This window comes from Corynebacterium sp. Marseille-P3884, from assembly GCF_017942225.1.
GTDB lineage: Bacteria > Actinomycetota > Actinomycetes > Mycobacteriales > Mycobacteriaceae > Corynebacterium.
Genome location: NZ_JAGKSD010000015.1, coordinates 37,265 through 57,530 on the forward strand (window position 1 = coordinate 37,265; position 20,266 = coordinate 57,530).

Sequence of the window (20,266 nt, forward strand, 5' to 3'; positions counted from 1 at the left end):
TCTTCGTCCCAACGTCAGTTCAGTATGTGTTGAATAGTTCAGTTAATACTGTATAGTTCAGCACATGCTGACTATTGCTTCGCGCCTCGACGTCATGAACCGGCTCGGCCGGGCCATGGCGGATCCGACGCGCTCCCGAATCCTGATGACCCTACTCGACGGCCCGAGCTACCCAGCCGTGCTTGCGCGCGACCTGGACCTGACCCGCTCGAACGTCTCGAACCACCTGACCTGCTTGCGCGACTGCGGCATCATCGTCGCCGAGCCAGAGGGCCGCAAGACCCGCTACGAAATCGCCGATCCGCACCTCGCGGCAGCGCTCGACGCACTGGTGAACGCAACGTTGGCTGTCGACGAAAACGCCCCGTGCATCGACCCTGAGTGCTCGGTGCCCGGCTGCGGCGAGAAGGAGGCGGACGCATGAGCTCGGCGTGTGGATGCGAACACGAAACCGCCACGGAGATTGAAGAGCTCGATCGGCCATGGTGGAAGGACCCCGAGTTGCTACTGCCGATCTTCTCCGGCGTAGCCCTCTGCATAGGCCTGGCGCTGGACTGGTCCGGGCTGGAGACACCCGCGACGATACTGTTCTGGGTCGGTCTGCTGCTAGGCGCATACACGTTCGCGCCCGGAGCGATCCGGAATCTTGTCACGAAGCGCAAGCTCGGCATTGGTTTGCTGATGACGATCAGCGCGGTTGGCGCGGTGATCCTCGGCTTCGTCGGAGAGGCCGCAGCGCTGGCGTTCCTGTACTCGATCGCTGAGGCGCTCGAGGACAAGGCAATGGACCGGGCCCAGGGCGGACTGCGGGCACTGTTGAAGTTGGTACCGCAGACCGCGACGGTGCTGCGTGACGGCGCGGCGGTCGAAGTCACAGCGAAGGACCTCGTGGCTGGCGAGCTGATGCTTGTGCGCCCCGGGGAGCGGATCGCCACGGACGGCATCATTCGGTCCGGGCGCTCCAGCCTTGACACCTCAGCGATCACCGGAGAATCCATTCCGGAGGAGGTAGCGCCCGGTGATGAGGTGCCCGCGGGAGCGATCAACTCCGCCGGTGTGCTGGAGGTCGAGACGACCGCAGCTGGAACGGACAACTCGCTGACCACACTCGTGGACCTAGTCGAGCAGGCGCAGGCGGAAAAGGGCGACCGCGCCCGGATCGCCGACCGGATTGCCCGACCCTTAGTGCCCGGGGTGATGATCCTGGCGGTGCTAGTCGGCGTGATCGGCTCGCTGCTGGGCGACCCCGAGACGTGGATCACCCGTGCGCTGGTGGTCCTGGTCGCCGCATCGCCGTGCGCGCTGGCAATCTCCGTGCCGCTGACGGTCGTGGCCGCGATCGGCGCGGCCAGCCAGTTTGGCGTGGTCATCAAGTCCGGCGCGGCATTCGAGCGGCTCGGCGGCATCCATCACCTAGCGGTGGACAAGACTGGAACCCTCACCCGCAACCAGCCCGAGGTAACCGGCGTGGTCCCGGCAGACGGATTCAATCGGGCGCAGGTGCTTGCTTTCGCCGCGGCAGTTGAGCAGCAATCGACGCACCCCCTCGCCGCGGCGATCGCGGCGGCGGGGCCCGAAGCGCCCGCTGCCCTGGACATCAGCGAGGAAGCCGGGAATGGCATCGGCGGCACCGTCGAGGGACGACGGGTGCTGGTGGGCAGCCCCCGGTGGATCGACGCCGGGCCACTGAAGGCCGATGTTGAGCGCATGGAGTCCGAGGGGCAGACTTGCGTCCTGGTCACCGTCGATGACGCCCTTGCCGGGGCGATCGGGGTCCGCGACGAGCTGCGGCCCGAAGTGCCCGAAGCCGTGCAGACCCTTCACGCCAACGACGTGGAAGTGAGCATGCTTACCGGTGACAACACTCGCACCGCCCGGGCACTGGCTGAAATCGCCGGAATCGACGACGTGCGCGCCGAGCTACGCCCGGAGGACAAGGCGAGCATCGTCGCCGAACTCTCCTCCAAGACGCCCACGGCGATGATCGGCGACGGCATCAACGACGCGCCGGCACTGGCGGGCGCAACGGTGGGCATAGCGATGGGAGCAACCGGCTCCGACGCCGCGATCGAATCCGCTGACGTCGCCTTCACCGGCCATGACCTCCGGCTGATCCCGCAGGCTCTGCAGCACGCCCGCCGAGGCAGCAGGATCATCAACCAGAACATCGTGCTGTCTCTGGCCATCATCATCGTGTTGATGCCGCTTGCGATCAGCGGCGTGCTGGGCCTGGCCGCCGTCGTGTTGGTTCACGAGGTCGCCGAAGTCATCGTGATCTTGAACGGCCTGCGGGCTGCGCAAGCGAAGCGCTGAGCCACACTTTCGCCCAGCGCGCTGGCTCTCCAACGCGGATCTTGGAAGGATCGAGCTGCTCAGGAACCAAGCGTCATCTCAAAACTTTTGATGCCGAGCTTCATCGACACGGCCCGCGACTACCTGGGCAGTGTGTTTGGCAAAGGGCCCCACACCCATCAGCGTTGCCGATCCGTCGCCAGTCCAGTTGCCGTAACCGACTAGATGCAGATTCTCCACTTCAGGTTCGCGGTCGCGCATGAGGTGGCGGAATGGGCCGAGGGCCGGACGGAAACCGGTGCACCAGATCAGGTGGTCGTGGTCGAGCTCGCTCAAGCTATCGAAGATAGGGGTAGCGGTGAGCTGGCCAGAGTTGCGGAGTTCACGTAGATGAGGAAGCGCGACAATGTCCCCGAGGTTCGGGCCGGAATCGCCGCCGAGAATCCGGCGGCGACTGTTGAGAAAGAGATCGCGGCCATCGACGTCGTCAGGCATCCAACGCGGTTGCTCACGTGTGAACCATGTGACCTCCGACGTCCCGATGAGGTCTGCGGCGATCTGGGCACCCGAGTTCGCCGCACCGACCACCGCGACCTTCGCGCCGCGGAATGGTTCGGGACCGGGGTAGGTCGACGAGTGCCACTGGCGTCCCTGGAAGGTACCGGGATAGTGGGGCACGAAGGGCGCGGACCACGTGCCTGTGGCCGCGATAACGTGTTCCGCTGTGAATTGACCGGCGCTCGTATCTAGGGAGAACATCCCTTCGTCATGGGACACGCTGTGAACGTGCACTGGGCGCCTAACCGGGAGGTCGTAGCGTTTTTCGTAGCCTTCCAGATAGTCGATGACATGGCTTGCGGGCGGGTACCCCGGGTACCGCGGCATAGGCCAGCCGGGCAGATTGGAGAACTCCGCGGCCGAGAAAAGTGTCAGCGAAGGCCACGTGTGCAACCACGCTCCACCGGGTTCCTCTTGGTTGTCAAGGATCAAGAAGTCCACTTTGAAGCGCCGCAGGTAGTATGCCGTGGCTAGACCGGACTGGCCACCACCGACGACGATGGCCGTGTGATGCTCAGCCACTCGGTCACCCCTCCATAATCTCCCAGAAGCGACACTTCAGTATCGTTTCTCACCTCATCGGGCACATGCCCAACCAGTTGTGTCTCCGCGAACTCACCAACAGGGAGAGCTTGTCAGCAGTAGTCAACAATCACCACCTTAACGCCCCGCGTTACACGTTGAACTTGAGCTCCACGGATTGTCGAAAGACTATAACCTCCCCCGAGCCGCCAAGCCCTTTTCCGTATTACGATTACGTGCATGGAAACTATCAACGGGAAGCCAGTCAGCGAAGAGCAAATCGATGCGTGGGTAACCGAAGCCGAGAAAGGCTACGACGTAGAGACACTTCGTCGACGTGGAAGGAAACCTCGAAACGAAGATGCTGCGAAGGTTATCTCCATTCGGCTTTCCCCCGGCGAGATATCGGACCTCGACAAGTATGCGGCTGCAAACGGATGGTCACGCTCTCAGGCAATCCGCGAAGCGCTAAAGAATGCTATTTAGAAATGCACGTAGCAAGCGTCAGATCCCATCCTCATAATAGAGACCATGAATGATGCCAATCTCACGATCCGGCAGATCACCTTCGACTGCCACGATCCCTCAAAGCTCGCCAAGTTTTGGTCCGCCGCAACCGGTTGCGAAATCGCCGCGGATTACGGCGATTTTGTGATGGTTAATTCCACCCCGGCGCTGGGATTTCAGCGCGTCAAGGATCCGACACCTGGGAAAAACCGCATGCACATCGACGTTGGCGGGGCGGAGCGCGAAACTTTAATAGAACGCCTCAAAGACCTAGGCGCTACCGAACTCACCACCCACGAGGCGCCGGGATTGGTGTGGACTGTCATGCAGGACCCGGAAGGCAACGAGTTCTGCGTGGGTAACCCCGGGGACTAGCTACACTACACGGAACGTCTCCAGGTCCAGAGCTGGCGTCAATCTGTGATGTCGCTAGCGGGAGACACGGTCAATGCTGCGAACCGCGCCCGTCAGGCTGCGGTGGATCAGGCGCAGAAAGCCACCGAGAAAATTCGCGACATGAACGACGACCGGCTACTTGCGAAGGCCGCTGAAATCGAAGCCCGACGGGAGAAGGAAGAGCGAAAAGCACTCGACTCAACCGACGACGAGAATAATTCTGAGACAGATTCCCGTCCGTCGCGACGCGGTCTTCGTTTTCGCCGAGACAAGAACGACTCGTAGGGCACCTAGACTGGGCTGCATGAAAGACCTGACCATCGCGCCCGGCCCGGGGATCCCCGACGGTGCAGTCATCGCCGCTGCCGACCTAACGGAGCGGTTCGCGAAGTCGTCTGGTCCGGGCGGCCAGGGCGTCAACACGACCGACAGCAAGGTCCAACTTTCCATCGATATCGCGGAAAGCGCATCGCTTACCGACGCCCAACGCCGCCGCATCTTGCGCAACCTCGAGCACCGCTTGGACGGCTCCGTCCTCACCGTGTCTGCGTCGACCCAGCGGTCGCAGGTGCGCAACCGAGCTGAGGCACGCGAACGCATGGCCTCCCTGTTGCGCGAGGCCCTCGCGCCACCGCCTCCCCCACGGCGTAAGACGAAGCCGACGAGGGGCTCGGTGCGGCGCCGACTCGAAGCGAAGAAGCGGCGCTCGGAGCTGAAGTCGACGAGGCGACGGCCCCAGATTCCCTAATTCGGGCCTATGCCGAGGCAGCTTGGATCGGCTGAATCCGCTCGATCTCAGCGAGGGCCTTATCCTCCGCCACCTCAATCTCATACTGGTTCTGCAGATTCATCCAGAAGATCGGCTCGACGCCAAAGTATTTTCCGAGCCTGAGCGCGGTGTCAGCTGTAATTCCGCGTTTCCCGTGCACGATCTCGTTGATTCGACGAGGGGGCACCCCGATCGATACGGCAAGCTTGTGCTGAGTGATTTCAAATCCCTCAATGAAATCCTCGAGAAGAATCTCTCCAGGATGAATCGGTGGGTAAAGCTTCTCCGACATGGCGTTCCTTAGTGGTAGTCCTCGATGGTCACTTGCTCGGGCCCCGCGCTCGTCCAGCGAAAAGTGATTCTCCACTGGTCATTGACCCGGATGCTGAAAGTCCCTTTCCTGTCGCCCTTGAGCGCCTCTAGACGGTTCCCGGGCGGCACACCGAGGGAGTCAAGAGAGACTGCCGCATCAAGCTGGTGGAGTTTCTTGTTCGCCGACTTGTGGATCCGAGGATCCAATTTCGGAACCGGCTCACGCAGAAACACCAGTTCTGTTTGTCGATTCCCGAACGACTGGATCATGCTTCACCCTATCCCCCATAACGCGAAGCGTCAATAACGCATCGCGTTAAACGTTGAACTTGAACTCGACGGTATCTCGTTGCAAAGTTACTCCCTCTCGTTAACACCATCAAAAGGAGTGTTATCCAATGAAAGCGTTCGGCTTCTTAAGCTTCGGGCATTACGCCTTCGGCAGCTAGTGCGGGCCATCTGCGGAAAAGATCGCCAAGACTCGTCTGGAGATCACCCAGGCTGCGGACGAAATCGGCGTGAACAATGCGTCCTTCCGAGTCCACCACTTCGCGCTGCAGGCCTCCGCCCCGATGCCGCTGCTGTGTGCTATCGCGGCCACCACCAAGATCATCGAGGTGGGCACCGGCGGCATCGACATGCGCTAGCGCATATCGGGGTTGTAGCGTTTGAGTCATTGACTCCCGCCGTCTACAAGTACCTACACACTTGATCGGTGCTGCACGTTTCAGGATCCGGGTGCGCGGCGTCCTGGCTAAGGTCCGCGATAGTGTCGCGCAGCACGGAGAGCTGCGCGATCTGCTGCTCGATCTCAGCGAGGCGCACGTCAAGCAGGTCGCGCACGTGCTCGCAGGGCGCATGGCCGCCGTCGCGGATGTCGAGGATCTGGCGGATCTGGGCGAGGGTGAGGCCCGCGGCCTGGCCGCGGTGGATGAAGTCGATCCGAGCGACCGTCTCGGGCGCGTAGTCGCGGTATCCGGACGGCGTGCGCTCGGTCGGGGGCAGAAGGCCCTGTTCCTCGTAGAAGCGAAGGGTCTTCGCGGTAGTGCCCGCCCTCTCGGCGAGTTCTCCGATCCACATTGCTGTCTCCCTCCGTGGCCGCGCTTGACCTTCCCCTGCACTGGAAGGTCCAGTATGGCTGAGACAGAGCAGAAAGCCAAGAGTTGACAGGAGTAGCGATGCCTACGAAGTACGATCTCGCCATCATCGGATCGGGAGGCGGCGCGTTCGCCGCTGCGATCCGCGCCAGCACGCTCGGGAAGTCGGTGGTGATGATCGAGCGCGGGACGCTCGGCGGCACCTGCGTGAACACGGGCTGCGTCCCGTCGAAGGCGCTCATTGCCGCGGCCGGCGCGCGGCACGTCGCGGTCGACGCCGCAACCCGGTTCCCCGGGATCGCGACGACGGCGGATCCCGTCGACATGCCCGCGCTGATCGCTGGGAAGCAAGCGTTGGTGGAGTCGCTGCGCGGCGAGAAGTACGCCGACGTCACCGACTCCTACGGCTGGCAGGTCCTCCGCGGCGACGCCTCGTTCGTGGGCACCCCTAATGCGCCGGTTCTCGATGTTGCCGGATCCGACGGAAGCGTCGAGACCATCGAGGCCCACCACTACCTGGTCGCGACTGGTTCTCGCCCGTGGGCACCGCCGATCGACGGCCTGGAGGAGACCGGATACCTGACCTCGACCACGGCGATGGAGCTGACGGAGGTCCCCGAGTCGCTGCTGGTGCTCGGCGGCGGCTACGTCGCCCTGGAGCAGGCGCAGCTGTTCGCCCGCCTCGGCTCGCAGGTCACGCTGCTCGTGCGGTCCCGGCTCGCCTCGAAGGAGGAGCCGGAGGTGTCGAAGGCGCTCCAGGAGGTGTTCGCCGACGAGGGCATCCGCGTCGTCAGCCGCGCAGTGCCCACCCGGGTCTCCCGCGGCACGGGAGGCGAGGCCGTCGTGACCGCCGCCTTGTCCGGCGGCTCGCAGGAGTTCCGCGCCGACCAGGTCCTGGTCGCCCTCGGACGCCGTCCCGTCACCGATGGCCTGAACCTCGATGCGGTCGGGGTGAATACCGGAGACTCCGGCGAGGTGGTCGTCTCCGACCGGCTGCAGTCCTCGAACCCGCGGGTCTGGGCCGCGGGCGACGTGACCGGGCACCCCGAGTTCGTCTACGTCGCCGCCCACCACGGCACCCTCGTCGCCGAGAACGCGTTCGCCGACGCCGACCTGTCCGTCGACTACGCCCGCCTGCCGCGGGTGACGTTCACCGGGCCCGCGATCGGCGCGGTCGGGATGACCGAGAAGGACGTCCTCGCCGCGGGGATCCGCTGCGACTGCCGCGTCCTGCCCCTGCACCACGTGCCCCGCGCCTTGGTGAACCGCGACACCCGCGGGTTCATCAAGATCGTCGTGAACGCCGAGACGAAAGAGATCCTCGGCCTGACCGCCGTCGCCAAGGACGCCGGGGAGCTCGCCGCCGCAGGCGTCCACGTGCTCGGCAGGACCGTCGCCGAGGTCGCCAACGCCTGGGCCCCCTACCTGACCATGGCCGAGGGCATCCGGATCGCCGCGAAGGCCTTCACCACCGACCCGTCGCTGCTGTCGTGCTGCGCATGAACGGCAACACAGGCAATCGGGGAGATCTCATCCTGAAGCAGACGATCAGCGCCGATCAGGACCGCGACGAATGGCGCGCCGGTCCCGTCGTCGCTGCAGTGACCGGGCTGCTCTTGCTGGCATGCTGCGCGCTTCCGTCGCTGCTCTGCTGCGGCCTGCCGTTCATCGCGGCGGGCGGAGCACTTGCAGGCGTCGGTGGGCTCCTCGGTAATCCCTGGATCATCGGTGCCGGGACCGCCGTCGTGATGGCCGTCATGGCGGGGATGCTCGTCAGGCTACGGCGGCGGCACCGGCGCCGCAGGTCCGGCTGCTGCGAAAATCCTTCGACCGCTGATCGGAACCGGTAGTTCGAGGGATCCAGCGATCACTGCCACCTGCGGAGGCCGCTGAAATCGAAGCCCGACGGGAGAAGGAGGAGCAAAAAGCGTTCGAATCAACCGGTGACGAGGATAATACTGAGGCTGGATCCCGGCCGTCGCGACGCGGTCTCCGCTTCCGCCGAGACGAGAAAGGGTTGTGGGCACCTAGGCTGGGCGGCATGAACGACATGACCATAGCGCCCGGCCCGGGGATCCCCGACGGTGCGGTCATCGCCGCCGATCTCGCGGAGCGTTTCGCGAAATCGTTGACTCCGGGCGGCCAGGGCGTCAACACGACGGACGGCAAAGTCCAGCTTTCCATCGATGTCGCCGAATGCGCATCGCTTACCGACGCCCAGCGTCACCGTATCTCGCGCAACCTCGAGCACCGCCTAGACGGCTCCGTCTTTTACCGTGACTGCGTCGACTCAGCGGTCTGTGTTTCGCTAGTGGTCCTCTCGCTTGCACCTGCGACACAGCCTCGTGCCCCCCGGGCCGTAGCGTTCGGGGGAGCACAATAGCCCCAGTCCTCATCACGTCCCGGGATCAAAGAGTTCATCGCAGAGGTTAAGCACTACACGTTGAACTTGAACTCGACCACGTTCCGTAGCCGAATAACCTCTTGACCGGCACTCCTCCAGAGGGAAGCATGAAGGCATGAACATCGAACGCATCGTCCCCAACCTCACGGTGGCAGACCTCCGCAGAAGCGTCGACGAACACGCTGCGGTCCTCGGTCTCGAGGTGGTCATGGATCACGGCTGGATCGTCACACTCGCCGATTCCAGAGGCTGTCAGCTGAATCTCCTCACGAGAGATGCCACAGCCCGCGAGAATCCCGATGTCTCAGTCTTCGTCAACGATGTCAAAGCCGCCTACGGTCGCGCTGTCGAGGCAGGTCGTGAAATCGTGCACCCTCTCACGACCGAAGAGTGGGGCGTCACGCGCTTCTTCTACCGCGACGGATCAGGCAACGTCATCAACGTCGGCATGCATTCTCACTGAGCATCGTCGTCGTACGAAGGCCACTAATCGCAGTCACGCGACGCGCACCGCCGCATCCACCACGAGCTCGGCACCGGCTGCCTGCGCACGTTGAACACGTCAACGACCGCCGCTAGCATCTACCATACGATCGTATTATAGAGGAGGTCCGTATAAAGCGGTACCGCGTCGGCGCGATGGCCTGGGTGCTCAGCGCACTGGTGTTCCCGATTCAGTTGTTCGTGGCGCTGGGCTGGCCAAATCGCTACTCGCTTTCTCGCAACACCATCAGCGATCTCGGTGTGACCACCTGCGGGGAGTACTCCGAACTCGGTCAGCAGATACGTCAGGTGTGCTCGCCGGAACACGCGGTCTTCAACATCGGCATGGTCGCTTCCGGGGCTCTGGTCCTGCTCGGCGCGGTTGTCCTGCATGGATACTGGACTCGGCTCGCCGGCCAGGCCGGAACCATCCTGATGGCGATCGCCGGAGCCTCGGTCATCGGCGTCGGCCTTCTCCCCTGGGACGTGTCGCCGGCAGCCCACGACGGCTTCGCCCTGCTTCAAGCCGCCGCGCAGTGGATGGCCATGGCGCTCATCGCCGTCGCCGCCGGGCCGGGCAGATTCCGGAAGGTCACGGCCGCGGTCGTGATCCTCTCCGTCGCAAGCTTTATCATGTTCGCCGCAGCACTGGATGGGTACGAGATGCCTTGGATTGGGCTCGGCGGTGCCGAGCGGCTCTCCTTCGACTCGCTGACGCTCTGGACCGCGCTGACCGGCGTTGCCCTCATGAGGGCTCACAAGCTGTCCGCTCAGGTGCGGGAGCGGACCTCTCTGCGACGGCCATGCGACAGCACTGCTGTCTCGATGCGTGGGCCCTCCGCTGAGAACCGGACATGAGCTTTCGGCTAAACGTTGAACTTGAATTCAACGGAGTGTCGTCGATAAATGACTATTCGATGCGCAAAGTACAACGAAATACCGCTAGAAACAGACAACATATGGGGGTGCACAGAAACACATATAGGTTCTGCGGAAAACCTATAGGGTGCGTCGCTAAAAACCGCTGTGCGCGAAAAACATAAAGGGTTTACGGACCCGGTCCCAGACCCCTCAATACTCTGAGCCGGAAGAATGGAAAGTGGAAGGTTGATGTATCCCCACTATTTATTTTTTCCGTTTTTCGGAGTACATCGGGAGCTACAACTGCGGACCAGCTCTGTGTGAACTAGATGAGAAGGCGCAGCAGCGAATCATCGACGCTGGACAGTTGGTGCTGCGGGCACGCGAGCGGCACCCCCAGCGGTCACTCGCGGAGCACTACAACCCGTTATCGATGGACCCAATTCTGCTCAAGGCTCACAACAACTTGGACCGGGAAGTCGATAAGGCTTTCGATGTGGCACGCAAACTCACCAACGAGCGCCAGCGCCAGGAGCTACTGTTCGCCAGCTACGGGGAGTTGGCGAGGGGCTATGTCTCCTCGCTTTCATCAAAATCGAAACCACCAGCAGGGTCGTTCCCCGTGCGGGTGATTTTGATCGGTCCCGCTGCTGGGTGTAGAACCCTGTCGCTGGCAACGCCGGGAACTATGACTGTGCCCGACGAGAACACGTCACTGCCATAACGCGGCTCACGGTAGACGAACATGGGTCGTTCACTACTACTGGTGGATTTCGGTTTTGGTGGTGGGGGGATTACCGCCGCCGGCCTCGATTTTTCCGTTGAGGAGGGCGTTGACTACTTCCCGATTGTGAAATGGGCCGATGGCGCGGTGAAGAGGAACCAGTCACCTGGAAGAGATCGATCCAGTCGCTGGTGTGCAATCTGGGAGGTAGGGTTGCGGGGTCGATTCCTCGCGAGCGCAACCATGATTGTGTCTCTGAACGTGATGAAAACAACCCTGCCCTTCGGAGAATTTCCCCTATCCCGCGTCCCCGGGCGGTGAAAACGGTGTGCACCATCGCCTGAAAGGCTTTGCGTTGCTCTATCGGGATCTTCGGGTCACCCACCCGGCGGATCACTAAGATCCCCCCGTCAACGTTTGGCTGTGGCCGGAAAGCAGACCTTGGTACTCGGGAACCAAGGTGAAACGTGAACCATGGGGACCACTGAGCTGTCATCATCGTGCTTGCACCTACCCCGGCCCGGCGGCGAGCGACTTCCCACTGCATGAGGAGTACAGCGGCAGTCCATGCCGGCGCATGCAACAACTTTCGAAGAATGGCAGTGGTGAGGTGAAAGGGAATGTTTCCCACAATGACGCAGGGAGTGGCGGGTAACGGGAAGTTGAGGAAATCATCATGGACCACTTCGACCGACGCCGAGGCGGTCTTTTTTGTGAGTTTGGCAGCTAGTTTTGCGTCTACCTCAACTGCCGTTATTGCCCTCCCCAAGTGGGATATCGGGTGAGTGAGGGCACCGCTTCCTGGCCCGATCTCAATGATGGGGCCGGAGGTTTGTTTTACAAGATCGACGATGGAGTTGATGATCTTGTGGTCTGTGAGAAAATTTTGGCCATGTTCGTGACGGCCGTATCCGTATGTAGACATCAGGTGTGCTCCGTGGAGTTGAAACGGAGCCGGGCATGGCAAATGGCCGCCCGGCTAAAGGACCGGAGCGGTTTCTAACCTGCGGGAGGGAGAAAACCGCCTTAGCGGCTGGTGAGCGGCCGCATGAAAACGGAACCTGAAATCAACATGGGCCTATCGTATCCAATTAATTTCGCAGGGTCCAATACGGTGAGAAAGAAGACAACCGCACCGCAACAGTGCAAGACCTCTCTGGATTGGAATTTAATTGAACATGGGTTTGGGGTACGACGCGCCCTACTCGGAGTGGCACGGACACTACGGCTGCGCGCCCACACACAACAGTAAAGAGCTCGGCAATGCACAGACACGTAACGAGAGCGCCACAAATGTATGTACGTTTAAGTTACAGCATCGACACTGACGCTCCACATGGAGGGACGGCCGCAGCCCTGCAGCAAGCACACGGCAGGGTGTCTGCTTCGGGCGACGTGAAATTACGCAGAAAAATACGAAACACATCACCGCAGGTCACGGTAGGTATTTGCGGGTCATTTCGTAATCCCGTAAACGAAAAGAACAAAACTACGAAACACAAAAACATACGTTGAGCAGCGTAAATGGTTTTCGTTTCGTAATTTTTCCACTTTTTGAAGAAAATCTAAATAAGAAGAGACACCTTGATTGCGATTGTGTCCCGTGTCACATAGCTGCAACCCCTGCAGCGTGCCCTCAACGAGGACGCTCTGTGTCGTAGACATGTGCCTGCAATGCGTGTCTGTGTCTCTCTCTTAAAAGGTTTGGGTCGAAATACCGCAAAATTACGAAACACCGCCGAAATGTGACGTGTCTATGCAGGTCACAGCGTTATCGCGTGTCTCGTAGTTTTGTTCTTTTCGTTTGCGGAAATCACGAAACCGCAGGGTTAAGTAGCAAAAAGTGTGTCCGCTCGGCGTGTCGCCGGGCGGACATTTCTTTATTGCATGGGGCCTTTGCGGATTCCTATGTTGTGTTGGTATTCGGTTGGGATAGCGTTGTCGTAGAAGGCTGGTCGTCCTGTTTCTTGGTCGGCTGTGTTGTGGTCTTCTGGGACGAGATCGGGAACTTTGGCGAGTTGATCTTGTCCGTAATTGCACTGCCTGGCGATCTCGAGTGGGTCGTCAGGCAGTTGCGTTTTCGAGTGCAGGTACCACTCGAGCATCTTGCGTTGTCGTTCTCCGGATCTGCCGCGGTGGGCGTCTGCGATGCGTTTGAGTTGTGCGTTGACTCCGCCTTCTAGGCTGTTTGTGGTTGCTGCCCACCGGGCTGGTTCGAGTGCTTCTGGCGGGGGTTGGAGATAGGCAAACAGCCAGTTGTTGCGCGATAAGTGCAAAAGCGAGTTGTATGCCTTTCGGACCCGGATATGTGTGAATTCCCATTGGTGGCTGGGGGTGCGGCGCTCTTTGGGGACGGGTGTTTTCTCGTTCAGGAAGTCCTTGTAGACCACCCCGAACTCGTGCAGTCTGATGGTCCACTGGCGTGCCTGGTCCAAGGTGGTGATCTTGGTCAGTTTCAGCGCTAGGGCATAGATCGCTTTGCCAGCGTCGGTGCGGGGCCGTGATGTGGTGTAGCGACGGATGACGCGTTGGGCGTGGACGAGGCAGCGCTGGATCATGGTGGTGGGCCAGCAGGCTTTGATCGCTGAGTAGGCGCCTTGTCCGCCGTCGAGGACGACGCATAACGGTTGGGCGATACCGCGCAGCAGTTGTGTGTAAGCGTGGGTTGATTCAGTTCTGGCCCAGTGCCAGGCGATGACGTGGTCGTAGCTTGCTGCTACGAGCAGGCAGCCGGCGTCGGTGTAGGTGCCGTCGATGAAGATCTGGTCGTAGACCCTGTTGGGGTCTGGGGTGTTGGGAACATCGATGAGCCATAACGGTTCGAATCGGCGGTCGAGGGTCCATCTGCTGACTCTGGCATCGCAGGCGATCTCGGTGAGTGACCTCGTGGAGGTCACGTATCGGTGAAACGCTTTGAAGTCGCGGGTTTTAGTCAGATCAGGCCGACGGTAGGTGGTGGAAGATCCACAGTCAGGGTTCTTGCACCGCCATCTGGTCGTTCCTTTTGTGGTGGTGCCGTTTTTCTTCATTTGCCCAGTACATACTGGGCATCGTGGTCGGTTTGGTGTCACCGGCAAAGCTAACCAGCATCCAGCTACCACACTGAAGCGCCGTTCCCGCGGATTGAACGAGAAACGGGCCCGAATAAGGACTAAATCCTTATTCAAGCCCGATTTGTATAGTCTGATCTGCGGAAATCGCAAGAATCAGACACACATTCTGCTACTTAACCCAAACCGCAGGTAGAGCGTTTCGTAATTTTTTCGTATTTTGATCGGCAAATTACGAAACGAGGTCAAAACTACGAAACGAGCGCGCTACAGACGTGTCACAGGTCATAAAAAGGCGCGCCCCTTGCGTGTCACCGTGACGCAGCATCCCGGCCGTGTCACATAGCTACAACCCCTGCAGCGTGCCCTCAATGAGGACGGTCTATGTCGTAGACATGTGCCCGTAATGTGTGTCTGTGTCTCTCCCTTAAAAGGTTTGGGTCGAAATGCCGCAAAATTACGAAACATCCCCGAAATGTGACGCGTCTGTGCAGGTCACAGCGTTATCGCGTGTTTCGTAATTTGGTTTTCCGATTTTCGTAGTTCTACGAAACCGCAGGTAGAGCGTTTCGTAATTTTTTCGTATTTTGATCGGCAAATTACGAAACGAGGTCAAAACTACGAAACGAGCACACTATAGACGTGTCACAGGTCACAAAAAGGCGCGCCCCTTGCGTGTCACCATGCCGCCACACAACAGCTGCCCCACCACAACACCCCAGCCGTGCCACGTGGCGTGTAGAAACGTGCTCGGTTCGATTCGTAAAGATTAGGTCGCAGGCTATTGTGCGCGACGCATAAGTTCCGTACGATGGCCCCCAGACCGTATGTGGCGTTTTAATTCGTTTTTGGTTTAGCCAGCCGCATACGGGGGATAACCCCGAGGATAATTCATAAAGAGACAGCCTCTCGACCGTGATAGGCGCGGTTCCTCCGACGAGATAGACCGGTCGGCAACGGCATTGCCAACCACAAAAGCGGTCAGGTAGGGAGTAAGCGCTCCCGTAAAGCGATGGGACGGCAGACCACCGTTCTAGCGAGTTGAGCACGGCACTCCAAGCCGCCTGAATAGCAAGCCGGTAAAGCACCCCGCTCCGGGACAGATCAATCTGCCCAGGAGCGTTTTTCTATGTCCGAAAAGGACACGACTACCGCCGTCGCGCCACGCTTTTACACGCTGCAGGAACTCGCCGATCTCGGCGTCGGCTCCGAGTCCACGTTGCGAAAAGCTATTAAAGAGGGCCGTCTTTCATTCCACCGTTTCGGCACCGCCTATCGGATTCGCCAAGACGATCTCGACGCCTACCTCGCGGCCGCACGCCGCCCTGCCCCGCAGCTATTCGACGGCTTCGTCGATGCCGTCGTGAATGCAGCGCCCCAACTGACAGATGAGCAGCGCCAGCAGCTCGTCACGGTGCTGGGCGGTGTGAAGCACTAATGCGGACAAACCCGCCTACGACGAGATCCCGCCGCTTAGCTCAGCTAGTCAGGCTGGGTCTTGAACTGAGTGCGAGGGCTGATGGGTGATGGCCGTGCTACTACACACGCGCGCTCCACCGTCGTGCCCCGAGTTCAAATAAACAGTTCATTCAACCAAGGAGAACAAACCATGTCTTTCAGAGACGATTACGCAGCAGCGCTGCGCGATGAGCAGCAAGCAAAAGATACCGTGAACGAGGCGCGCCGTGCACACAAAGCGACAAAGGAGCGCCTTGCGCAGTTGCGCAAGTATGCCGAAGAGTTCGAGGTGAATCTCGACGGTGACAAGTCCGCCAGCACCGAAGGGGACGGTGACAAGTCCGCCAGCACCGAAGGGGACAGCGATACACCTGAGAACGGTGACGGCGACACGCCTGAGAGCACCGAGGGCAGTAAGCCGAAGCGGCATCTAGAAGTTGTACCCGACTAACCCTTTAGCCGTACACGCAATCACCTCATGTGTGTACGGCCACGCGGCGTGACGACGTACAGCCGTCACGTTTGATGTCGCCACACACCCCGCTCGCAAGGGCGGGGTTTTCGCGTGTGTGCGGGTGGCTGCGGCACCGCTACACGTGACACTGTCACGATGCTTGCGCCGGTATCGGCGACGGGGCATATACACGTCTGCCCCGTCGCCTGGATCATCCGCCACATGGCTGGCGGTATGTCGCGCTGCTGTTATGCGCGGTTCTGGCCGGCATAGTCTTGTGTGGACTTGAAATATGCCGAAGACGGGGCCGTGGGTGCAGCAAAGACAGCAGCGTGGACAGAGCAGATTTCAGCAACAGTCATGTTGCTGAAGTTGTGACCGCGACGGCAGATGGTATGCGGCGGACGCCGCATAATGCCGCGCCGTGAGATACGCCAATATCCATCTCGGCAGGCTTGCCGTGATGGAGCGTTTCGTGATGACCCAAACACGACACATCGATGCTGGCATATCCGAATGTATATCGACGTGATATATCGGATTGCCAGCAGTGTCGTAATACAGAGCATGGGTCATCACACAAGGTGCAGCGCCAGCTGCACTATTGGGCATCTTGACCGGAGCGCAAGCGGAGGGCAAGACAGCACCAGCCAGACCGAGCGAGCGAGGTCTGAGACTGGGGCTATAAGGGGCGGCGCGCCAGCGCCGGGCACCGGGTTATGCGAGCGCCAGCGAGTAGTAACACCCGGTGCAGTGCCTCGGCTATGCCGAGCGCCGGAGCGCAGCGGAGGCGTCGCACCCCCTTATGCCCTTTTCCCCCTTCTACCCCTATAACGACAAACATATAGGGGTTTTGACACAGAAGGGGGCTGCGACCTGCGTGTTTCGGGTTGTGACACGGTCTTCGACCCTTACCCGAAACGGCCCGTTGATGCGCGAAGCGCACATGGTGCCTACGCAAAATCTGCAGGTCGCCACGCTGTGCGCACCACATGCGGCGTCAGCCGTTGTATGTCGGTCTTAAAGTAAGGGCCGATGACGGGTGGAAACGCCGCTTGCGGCGTGTTCCCGCGTCATCGCGCACGCCGTGTGCAACGTGAGCTTGCGAACGTGCCACGGCGTCGAACCGAACGGCAAGACCGACATTGTTTACGTGGTGCGCACAGCCACACCCTGCACTCTGGCACCGCCGCCAGGCGGTTATTGCAGGGTGTTCCAAATCCCGCAGCGAGCCATCCGCCGCAAGGCGGTGTTGATGCTGCTGCGGGTGATAACAACACGGGTCGAATAACACACTCCATATCGGCCCGTGCCATAAGCACAGTATCTGTGCAGACGCATCACGTTCGCGGCGGCCATATGCGCGCAAGCGCATGTAACGAGCACCGCCAGCGACGTGTGTTTCGCAGCGCGTCGCGCTGCAGCAGATCCAGCGGCAGCTGTTGATGCAAATGTGTAGCGCCGCGACTCGATTGGTTCATCTTTGTGGCAGCGGCTGTACGGCCCTGTGGCGGCCGTAGACGCCTCGGATGGACGGAGTGCGCGTGCAGAAGAACAGTTTCAAGACGTCGCTGTTCGTCGTGTATCTGCCGAAGTCGATGTGCAAGGAGATCCCCGACTACTACACCAGTGAGGTGGACGGGCGCGAAGTGAAACGTCCGCGCTATGTCGCCCGCGACTACGAGGAAGCAAAGCAGTACCTCGAAGAGTCAATGCGCTGGCTTGCAGAAAACTTCATCCCCGGCGGTATCGACGCAGTCGCTGGCGGTGATATGAACTTTGACGAATCAACGCCACACATCCAGTTCCAGGCGGATACGTTCTCACCGAAGCCCGAAGATCCCGACAAGCTCCGTTGCCGCCCCGGCATCGCGTACAACACTGACACCTCAGTGCGGTACACATCCGGCCCGAAGAAGGGCAAGCAGATCTCGGGTAACCAGAAGTTCATCGACGCGCAACGGGGCCTGCGCGAACACATGCACTCGCTCGGCTATCCGGTGGAACTAGAAGTCTCCGAACGTCATGACGAGTCACTCAACCTCGACCGCTACACCGAGCAACAAGACCGGGAGCGCGATCTCGCCAAGCGCGAGGATGATGTGGAAGTCAAGAAGCGATCCGTGCAGCGCGACATGGACGCAATTGATCGTGACCGCGAGCAGGCTGCTAAGGAACTTGAACAGGCGCAAGAAGCCCGCGAAGCAGCCCAGCGCGTACAGGAGAATGCTGAAGCACAGGCTCGCGAGGTTGCCGAGCGTGTGCTCAAGGAAGCACGCGAGAAGGCCGAGCAAGAAGCCGAAGAGATCCGCAGCGAAGCACGCAAGGATGCTGAGCAGGAGTTGGGCCTGGCCGAAGCGCAAGCAGACGAGCTGCTCGAACGAGCCGAAGAGACTGCGCGGGCCAAGGCGGGCGATATTACAGCCGCAGCTCGCAGCGAAGCAGAGACGATCACTCGCAAGACCGACGAGGCCCGTAAGCAGGATGAGCGCGACGCCGAGACGATCCGCAGCAAAGCACGAGATGAGGCCACGAGCATCCGCGACGAGGCCACACGCGACGCTGCAGTAACGCGCAAGGATGCCCGCGATGAGGCTGATCAGATCCGCCGCAACGCGCACACGGACGCCGAAGATGAAGCCGCCATCATCATCGAAGAAGCGGTGAAGTCAGGACAACAGTTGGAGCACTTGGATAAGAAGTTCCTGGTGCAAGAACTGCATCGCAGCCCAGAGTTGCTTGAGCGTTACACGCTGTTCAGGCAGTCGCAGACCTCAGGCAAGAAGGGCGGGGCGCAGCAGCGTGCACGCGAGCGCATCGAGAAGCGCCGCCAGCAGCAACAGCAGCGTGATCGTGATGGCGGTATGGAGTTGTAGCACTGCTCTCCCCTGCCCTGTACGGCCTTCTGCGGGCCTAACAGGGGGCCGTCGGCGTCGTAGGTCATTGGCGGCGGGTAAACGGCTGATATTCAGCGAAAATCGAAGAAATCTCGGCTAGGCGGGGCCGGTGTCACTACGTTGCGCAGTGAATTGGCCTGTTGAGTGGCGGAGATAGTGCGCAGCACGTCGGTGTGTACGACGGGGCATGTGCTGCGCAGAAGAGATGTCCGTAGAAGGGCCGACAGAATGTCGTTGTCATTCTGTTGCGTAGTAAAGGTGTCAATAGGATGACAAACCACTTCACTGCCCAATTCACATGTCATTAAAGTGACAGGGCATTTGATTGCGCAGTAAACGTGTCGATGAAATGGGTGCCCAATACACAGTGCAACCTACGTGTTAATGAAATGTCACAGACACTACATAGTGCAGTGAGTTGCGCAGCAGAAACGCCAGTAAAAGCACCGCACCACTGCACCGTAAAACTGCACAAGTGATTCGCAGCAAATTGGCGTGTGAAATGGTTGAAAAAATAACCCCGCAGGTTTCCCTGCGGGGTTTCGTAGTTAGAACGGTACTTCTTCGCCCTCAGCGCCAGCCAGGGCGGCGGTCGCCGCCTCGCCTCCGCGACGGGCAGCGCGAGCAGCGGACTCCTTCTTGGAATCGATCAGCTGCACCGTGTCGATGCGCGCCACCAGCGGGTACTGCTTCACACCGTCCTTGTCGGTGTAGACGTCGGTCTTGAGCGAGTAGCTCACCGCAACGCGATCGCCGGAGCCGATGCAGCCGAACACACCGGGGTTCGCGGCGTCCTGGACGTAGCCGGTCAGCTCCACGATCTCGCTTTCCACCTTGCCGGTGGACTTGTTCTTGAAGGTGTTGCGCGCATAGACGCTGAGCTTCACCGTCGCGCCGCCGTTTGCGTGCTCGAACAGCTTGGGTGCGCGAGCTGCGTTGCCGACGATGGTGCCGTTGTTGAAGGGGTTGGACATGATGGTTCTCCTTACGTGAGTGGGTGTGATTTGCCGTGCAATTTGGGTACTTAAGCAGCGGCTTTGCCGCTGCGGGGGTTGAGCTGTCGTTACAGCACTGCCCAGGGCAGCGGTGTGCCTGCCGCCTCTAGGTCGCGCAGCTTTTGTGCTGCGCCCGGATCGGCGTCCTCGCCGTCGATGCCGTCGGCGAGCTGGTAGAGCAGTTCCAGGTCGGTGTGGATGAAGTCGCGCATCACGTGCCTCCTTGTTCGGATTGATGGTCAATCCGTCTGTTGGAGACAGCTCTGCTGTCTAGGGGTCGCTCCCCTGCCTCGTTGAAGTGTCTGTTGTCGCCAGCCACGGCGATACAGCGAAAAAGAAAACCCCGTTGCATCGCTGCAATGAACTGCTCCCCATTAGTTGGACTGAGAAATCAGTTACCGACCAGTGGGGAGTAGTTTTCATTGAGAGCACGAAGTTCGCTAAGTGAGCGGCAGCGCGAGCAGTTGGTGGAGTGTTTCGAGCAAGG

Annotated in this window: 22 protein-coding genes and 2 pseudogenes; 16 read left to right on the plus strand and 8 right to left on the minus strand. The window is 60.4% G+C overall.

What is annotated here, in order from left to right:
* Positions 1 to 64 precede the first annotated feature (64 nt).
* Both J5Y21_RS09255 and J5Y21_RS09260 read left to right on the plus strand, forming a co-directional pair.
* Positions 65 to 424 (plus strand): metalloregulator ArsR/SmtB family transcription factor, encoded by a 360-nt coding sequence (locus tag J5Y21_RS09255; RefSeq protein ID WP_210574861.1) that lies wholly within the window; start codon positions 65 to 67, stop codon positions 422 to 424.
* Positions 421 to 2,313 carry a cation-translocating P-type ATPase gene (locus J5Y21_RS09260; protein ID WP_210574863.1) on the plus strand — a complete coding sequence of 631 codons (1,893 nt, stop codon included), beginning with the start codon at positions 421 to 423 and terminating at the stop codon, positions 2,311 to 2,313. Before J5Y21_RS09255 ends, J5Y21_RS09260 begins: the two co-directional genes overlap by 4 nt.
* 78 nt (positions 2,314 to 2,391) lie before the next feature.
* Here J5Y21_RS09260 and J5Y21_RS09265 read toward each other — a convergent pair whose 3' ends face one another.
* Positions 2,392 to 3,372, minus strand: coding sequence for an NAD(P)-binding domain-containing protein (locus J5Y21_RS09265; RefSeq protein ID WP_210574865.1), 981 nt, complete (start codon positions 3,370 to 3,372; stop codon positions 2,392 to 2,394).
* A 240-nt stretch (positions 3,373 to 3,612) separates the two neighbouring features.
* Between J5Y21_RS09265 and J5Y21_RS09270 the strand changes: the two genes are divergently transcribed.
* From J5Y21_RS09270 to arfB, 4 genes are read left to right on the plus strand one after another with little or no spacing between them, the layout of a single operon-like run.
* Positions 3,613 to 3,858 carry a ribbon-helix-helix domain-containing protein gene (locus tag J5Y21_RS09270; protein WP_210574867.1) on the plus strand — a complete coding sequence of 82 codons (246 nt, stop codon included), beginning with the start codon at positions 3,613 to 3,615 and terminating at the stop codon, positions 3,856 to 3,858.
* Between the two features lie 45 nt (positions 3,859 to 3,903).
* Complete coding sequence (locus J5Y21_RS09275; protein WP_210574869.1) at positions 3,904 to 4,254, plus strand: VOC family protein; 351 nt, start codon at positions 3,904 to 3,906, stop codon at positions 4,252 to 4,254.
* A gap of 48 nt (positions 4,255 to 4,302) precedes the next feature.
* Positions 4,303 to 4,560 (plus strand): hypothetical protein, encoded by a 258-nt coding sequence (locus J5Y21_RS09280; RefSeq protein ID WP_246875125.1) that lies wholly within the window; start codon positions 4,303 to 4,305, stop codon positions 4,558 to 4,560.
* A 19-nt stretch (positions 4,561 to 4,579) separates the two neighbouring features.
* Positions 4,580 to 5,023, plus strand: coding sequence for an alternative ribosome rescue aminoacyl-tRNA hydrolase ArfB (gene arfB / locus J5Y21_RS09285; RefSeq protein WP_210574871.1), 444 nt, complete (start codon positions 4,580 to 4,582; stop codon positions 5,021 to 5,023).
* 7 nt (positions 5,024 to 5,030) lie between these two features.
* Here the strand turns inward: arfB and J5Y21_RS09290 are convergent, their stop codons facing one another.
* Together J5Y21_RS09290 and J5Y21_RS09295 are read right to left on the minus strand one after the other, a co-directional pair.
* Positions 5,031 to 5,336: a HigA family addiction module antitoxin gene (locus tag J5Y21_RS09290; protein ID WP_035012354.1), complete on the minus strand. Its 306-nt coding sequence runs from the start codon at positions 5,334 to 5,336 to the stop codon at positions 5,031 to 5,033.
* A gap of 8 nt (positions 5,337 to 5,344) precedes the next feature.
* The gene (locus J5Y21_RS09295; RefSeq protein ID WP_210574873.1) at positions 5,345 to 5,626 is read right to left on the minus strand and encodes a type II toxin-antitoxin system RelE/ParE family toxin; all 282 of its coding nucleotides are present in this window, start codon (positions 5,624 to 5,626) and stop codon (positions 5,345 to 5,347) included.
* Positions 5,627 to 5,754: 128 nt separating this feature from the next.
* Here J5Y21_RS09295 and J5Y21_RS11725 point away from each other — a divergent pair.
* Positions 5,755 to 6,000, plus strand: a pseudogene (locus tag J5Y21_RS11725) (alkane 1-monooxygenase); the annotation flags it as partial.
* Between the two features lie 46 nt (positions 6,001 to 6,046).
* Here the strand turns inward: J5Y21_RS11725 and J5Y21_RS09305 are convergent.
* Positions 6,047 to 6,436 carry a heavy metal-responsive transcriptional regulator gene (locus J5Y21_RS09305; RefSeq protein ID WP_005290994.1) on the minus strand — a complete coding sequence of 130 codons (390 nt, stop codon included), beginning with the start codon at positions 6,434 to 6,436 and terminating at the stop codon, positions 6,047 to 6,049.
* 98 nt (positions 6,437 to 6,534) lie between these two features.
* Here J5Y21_RS09305 and merA point away from each other — a divergent pair, with 98 nt between their 5' ends.
* From merA to J5Y21_RS11730, 6 genes and pseudogenes are all read left to right on the plus strand, one after another.
* Positions 6,535 to 7,956 carry a mercury(II) reductase gene (gene merA, locus J5Y21_RS09310; protein WP_210574875.1) on the plus strand — a complete coding sequence of 474 codons (1,422 nt, stop codon included), beginning with the start codon at positions 6,535 to 6,537 and terminating at the stop codon, positions 7,954 to 7,956.
* Positions 7,953 to 8,303: a hypothetical protein gene (locus tag J5Y21_RS09315; protein WP_034970986.1), complete on the plus strand. Its 351-nt coding sequence runs from the start codon at positions 7,953 to 7,955 to the stop codon at positions 8,301 to 8,303. Before merA ends, J5Y21_RS09315 begins: the two co-directional genes overlap by 4 nt.
* Positions 8,304 to 8,494: 191 nt before the next feature.
* Positions 8,495 to 8,886, plus strand: a pseudogene (locus J5Y21_RS09320) (peptide chain release factor I).
* A gap of 86 nt (positions 8,887 to 8,972) precedes the next feature.
* A complete protein-coding gene (locus J5Y21_RS09325) occupies positions 8,973 to 9,320 on the plus strand; it encodes a VOC family protein (RefSeq protein ID WP_154878772.1) in 348 nt (115 codons plus the stop codon).
* A 176-nt stretch (positions 9,321 to 9,496) separates the two neighbouring features.
* Positions 9,497 to 10,198, plus strand: coding sequence for a DUF998 domain-containing protein (locus tag J5Y21_RS09330; RefSeq protein ID WP_246875127.1), 702 nt, complete (start codon positions 9,497 to 9,499; stop codon positions 10,196 to 10,198).
* 373 nt (positions 10,199 to 10,571) lie between these two features.
* The gene (locus J5Y21_RS11730) at positions 10,572 to 10,925 is read left to right on the plus strand and encodes a type IIL restriction-modification enzyme MmeI (protein ID WP_016423158.1); all 354 of its coding nucleotides are present in this window, start codon (positions 10,572 to 10,574) and stop codon (positions 10,923 to 10,925) included.
* A gap of 70 nt (positions 10,926 to 10,995) precedes the next feature.
* Here J5Y21_RS11730 and erm read toward each other — a convergent pair whose 3' ends face one another.
* Together erm and J5Y21_RS09345 are read right to left on the minus strand one after the other, a co-directional pair.
* Positions 10,996 to 11,850 carry a 23S ribosomal RNA methyltransferase Erm gene (erm, locus tag J5Y21_RS09340; RefSeq protein ID WP_016456425.1) on the minus strand — a complete coding sequence of 285 codons (855 nt, stop codon included), beginning with the start codon at positions 11,848 to 11,850 and terminating at the stop codon, positions 10,996 to 10,998.
* Between the two features lie 955 nt (positions 11,851 to 12,805).
* Positions 12,806 to 13,996: an IS1249 family transposase gene (locus J5Y21_RS09345; RefSeq protein WP_210574899.1), complete on the minus strand. Its 1,191-nt coding sequence runs from the start codon at positions 13,994 to 13,996 to the stop codon at positions 12,806 to 12,808.
* A gap of 1,108 nt (positions 13,997 to 15,104) precedes the next feature.
* Here J5Y21_RS09345 and J5Y21_RS09350 point away from each other — a divergent pair.
* The 3 genes from J5Y21_RS09350 to J5Y21_RS09360 all read left to right on the plus strand — a co-directional run bounded on the left by J5Y21_RS09350 (position 15,105) and on the right by J5Y21_RS09360 (position 18,763).
* A complete protein-coding gene (locus J5Y21_RS09350) occupies positions 15,105 to 15,413 on the plus strand; it encodes a helix-turn-helix domain-containing protein (RefSeq protein WP_024058948.1) in 309 nt (102 codons plus the stop codon).
* 171 nt (positions 15,414 to 15,584) lie between these two features.
* Positions 15,585 to 15,884 carry a hypothetical protein gene (locus J5Y21_RS09355; protein ID WP_024058949.1) on the plus strand — a complete coding sequence of 100 codons (300 nt, stop codon included), beginning with the start codon at positions 15,585 to 15,587 and terminating at the stop codon, positions 15,882 to 15,884.
* A gap of 1,547 nt (positions 15,885 to 17,431) precedes the next feature.
* Positions 17,432 to 18,763 carry an ATP synthase F0 sector subunit B gene (locus J5Y21_RS09360; protein ID WP_024058951.1) on the plus strand — a complete coding sequence of 444 codons (1,332 nt, stop codon included), beginning with the start codon at positions 17,432 to 17,434 and terminating at the stop codon, positions 18,761 to 18,763.
* A 569-nt stretch (positions 18,764 to 19,332) separates the two neighbouring features.
* On the opposite strand, the gene J5Y21_RS09365 is transcribed toward J5Y21_RS09360, so the two are convergent.
* Complete coding sequence (locus tag J5Y21_RS09365; RefSeq protein ID WP_016456430.1) at positions 19,333 to 19,758, minus strand: single-stranded DNA-binding protein; 426 nt, start codon at positions 19,756 to 19,758, stop codon at positions 19,333 to 19,335.
* Positions 19,759 to 19,847: 89 nt separating this feature from the next.
* A complete protein-coding gene (locus tag J5Y21_RS09370; protein ID WP_024058953.1) occupies positions 19,848 to 19,991 on the minus strand; it encodes a hypothetical protein in 144 nt (47 codons plus the stop codon).
* Between the last annotated feature and the right edge of the window lie 275 nt (positions 19,992 to 20,266).

Coding starts and splice junctions, on each gene's coding strand:
- merA (WP_210574875.1), top strand. CDS start 6,535: ATGCCTACGAAGTACGATCTCGCCATCATCGGATCGGGAGGCGGCGCG.
- arfB (WP_210574871.1), top strand. CDS start 4,580: ATGAAAGACCTGACCATCGCGCCCGGCCCGGGGATCCCCGACGGTGCA.
- J5Y21_RS09275 (WP_210574869.1), top strand. CDS start 3,904: ATGAATGATGCCAATCTCACGATCCGGCAGATCACCTTCGACTGCCAC.
- J5Y21_RS09270 (WP_210574867.1), top strand. CDS start 3,613: ATGGAAACTATCAACGGGAAGCCAGTCAGCGAAGAGCAAATCGATGCG.
- J5Y21_RS09305 (WP_005290994.1), bottom strand. CDS start 6,436: ATGTGGATCGGAGAACTCGCCGAGAGGGCGGGCACTACCGCGAAGACC.
- J5Y21_RS09290 (WP_035012354.1), bottom strand. CDS start 5,336: ATGTCGGAGAAGCTTTACCCACCGATTCATCCTGGAGAGATTCTTCTC.
- J5Y21_RS09355 (WP_024058949.1), top strand. CDS start 15,585: ATGTCTTTCAGAGACGATTACGCAGCAGCGCTGCGCGATGAGCAGCAA.
- J5Y21_RS09330 (WP_246875127.1), top strand. CDS start 9,497: ATGGCCTGGGTGCTCAGCGCACTGGTGTTCCCGATTCAGTTGTTCGTG.
- erm (WP_016456425.1), bottom strand. CDS start 11,850: ATGTCTACATACGGATACGGCCGTCACGAACATGGCCAAAATTTTCTC.
- J5Y21_RS09370 (WP_024058953.1), bottom strand. CDS start 19,991: ATGCGCGACTTCATCCACACCGACCTGGAACTGCTCTACCAGCTCGCC.
- J5Y21_RS09255 (WP_210574861.1), top strand. CDS start 65: ATGCTGACTATTGCTTCGCGCCTCGACGTCATGAACCGGCTCGGCCGG.
- J5Y21_RS09280 (WP_246875125.1), top strand. CDS start 4,303: ATGTCGCTAGCGGGAGACACGGTCAATGCTGCGAACCGCGCCCGTCAG.
- J5Y21_RS09260 (WP_210574863.1), top strand. CDS start 421: ATGAGCTCGGCGTGTGGATGCGAACACGAAACCGCCACGGAGATTGAA.
- J5Y21_RS09315 (WP_034970986.1), top strand. CDS start 7,953: ATGAACGGCAACACAGGCAATCGGGGAGATCTCATCCTGAAGCAGACG.
- J5Y21_RS09325 (WP_154878772.1), top strand. CDS start 8,973: ATGAACATCGAACGCATCGTCCCCAACCTCACGGTGGCAGACCTCCGC.
- J5Y21_RS09295 (WP_210574873.1), bottom strand. CDS start 5,626: ATGATCCAGTCGTTCGGGAATCGACAAACAGAACTGGTGTTTCTGCGT.
- J5Y21_RS09365 (WP_016456430.1), bottom strand. CDS start 19,758: ATGTCCAACCCCTTCAACAACGGCACCATCGTCGGCAACGCAGCTCGC.
- J5Y21_RS09350 (WP_024058948.1), top strand. CDS start 15,105: ATGTCCGAAAAGGACACGACTACCGCCGTCGCGCCACGCTTTTACACG.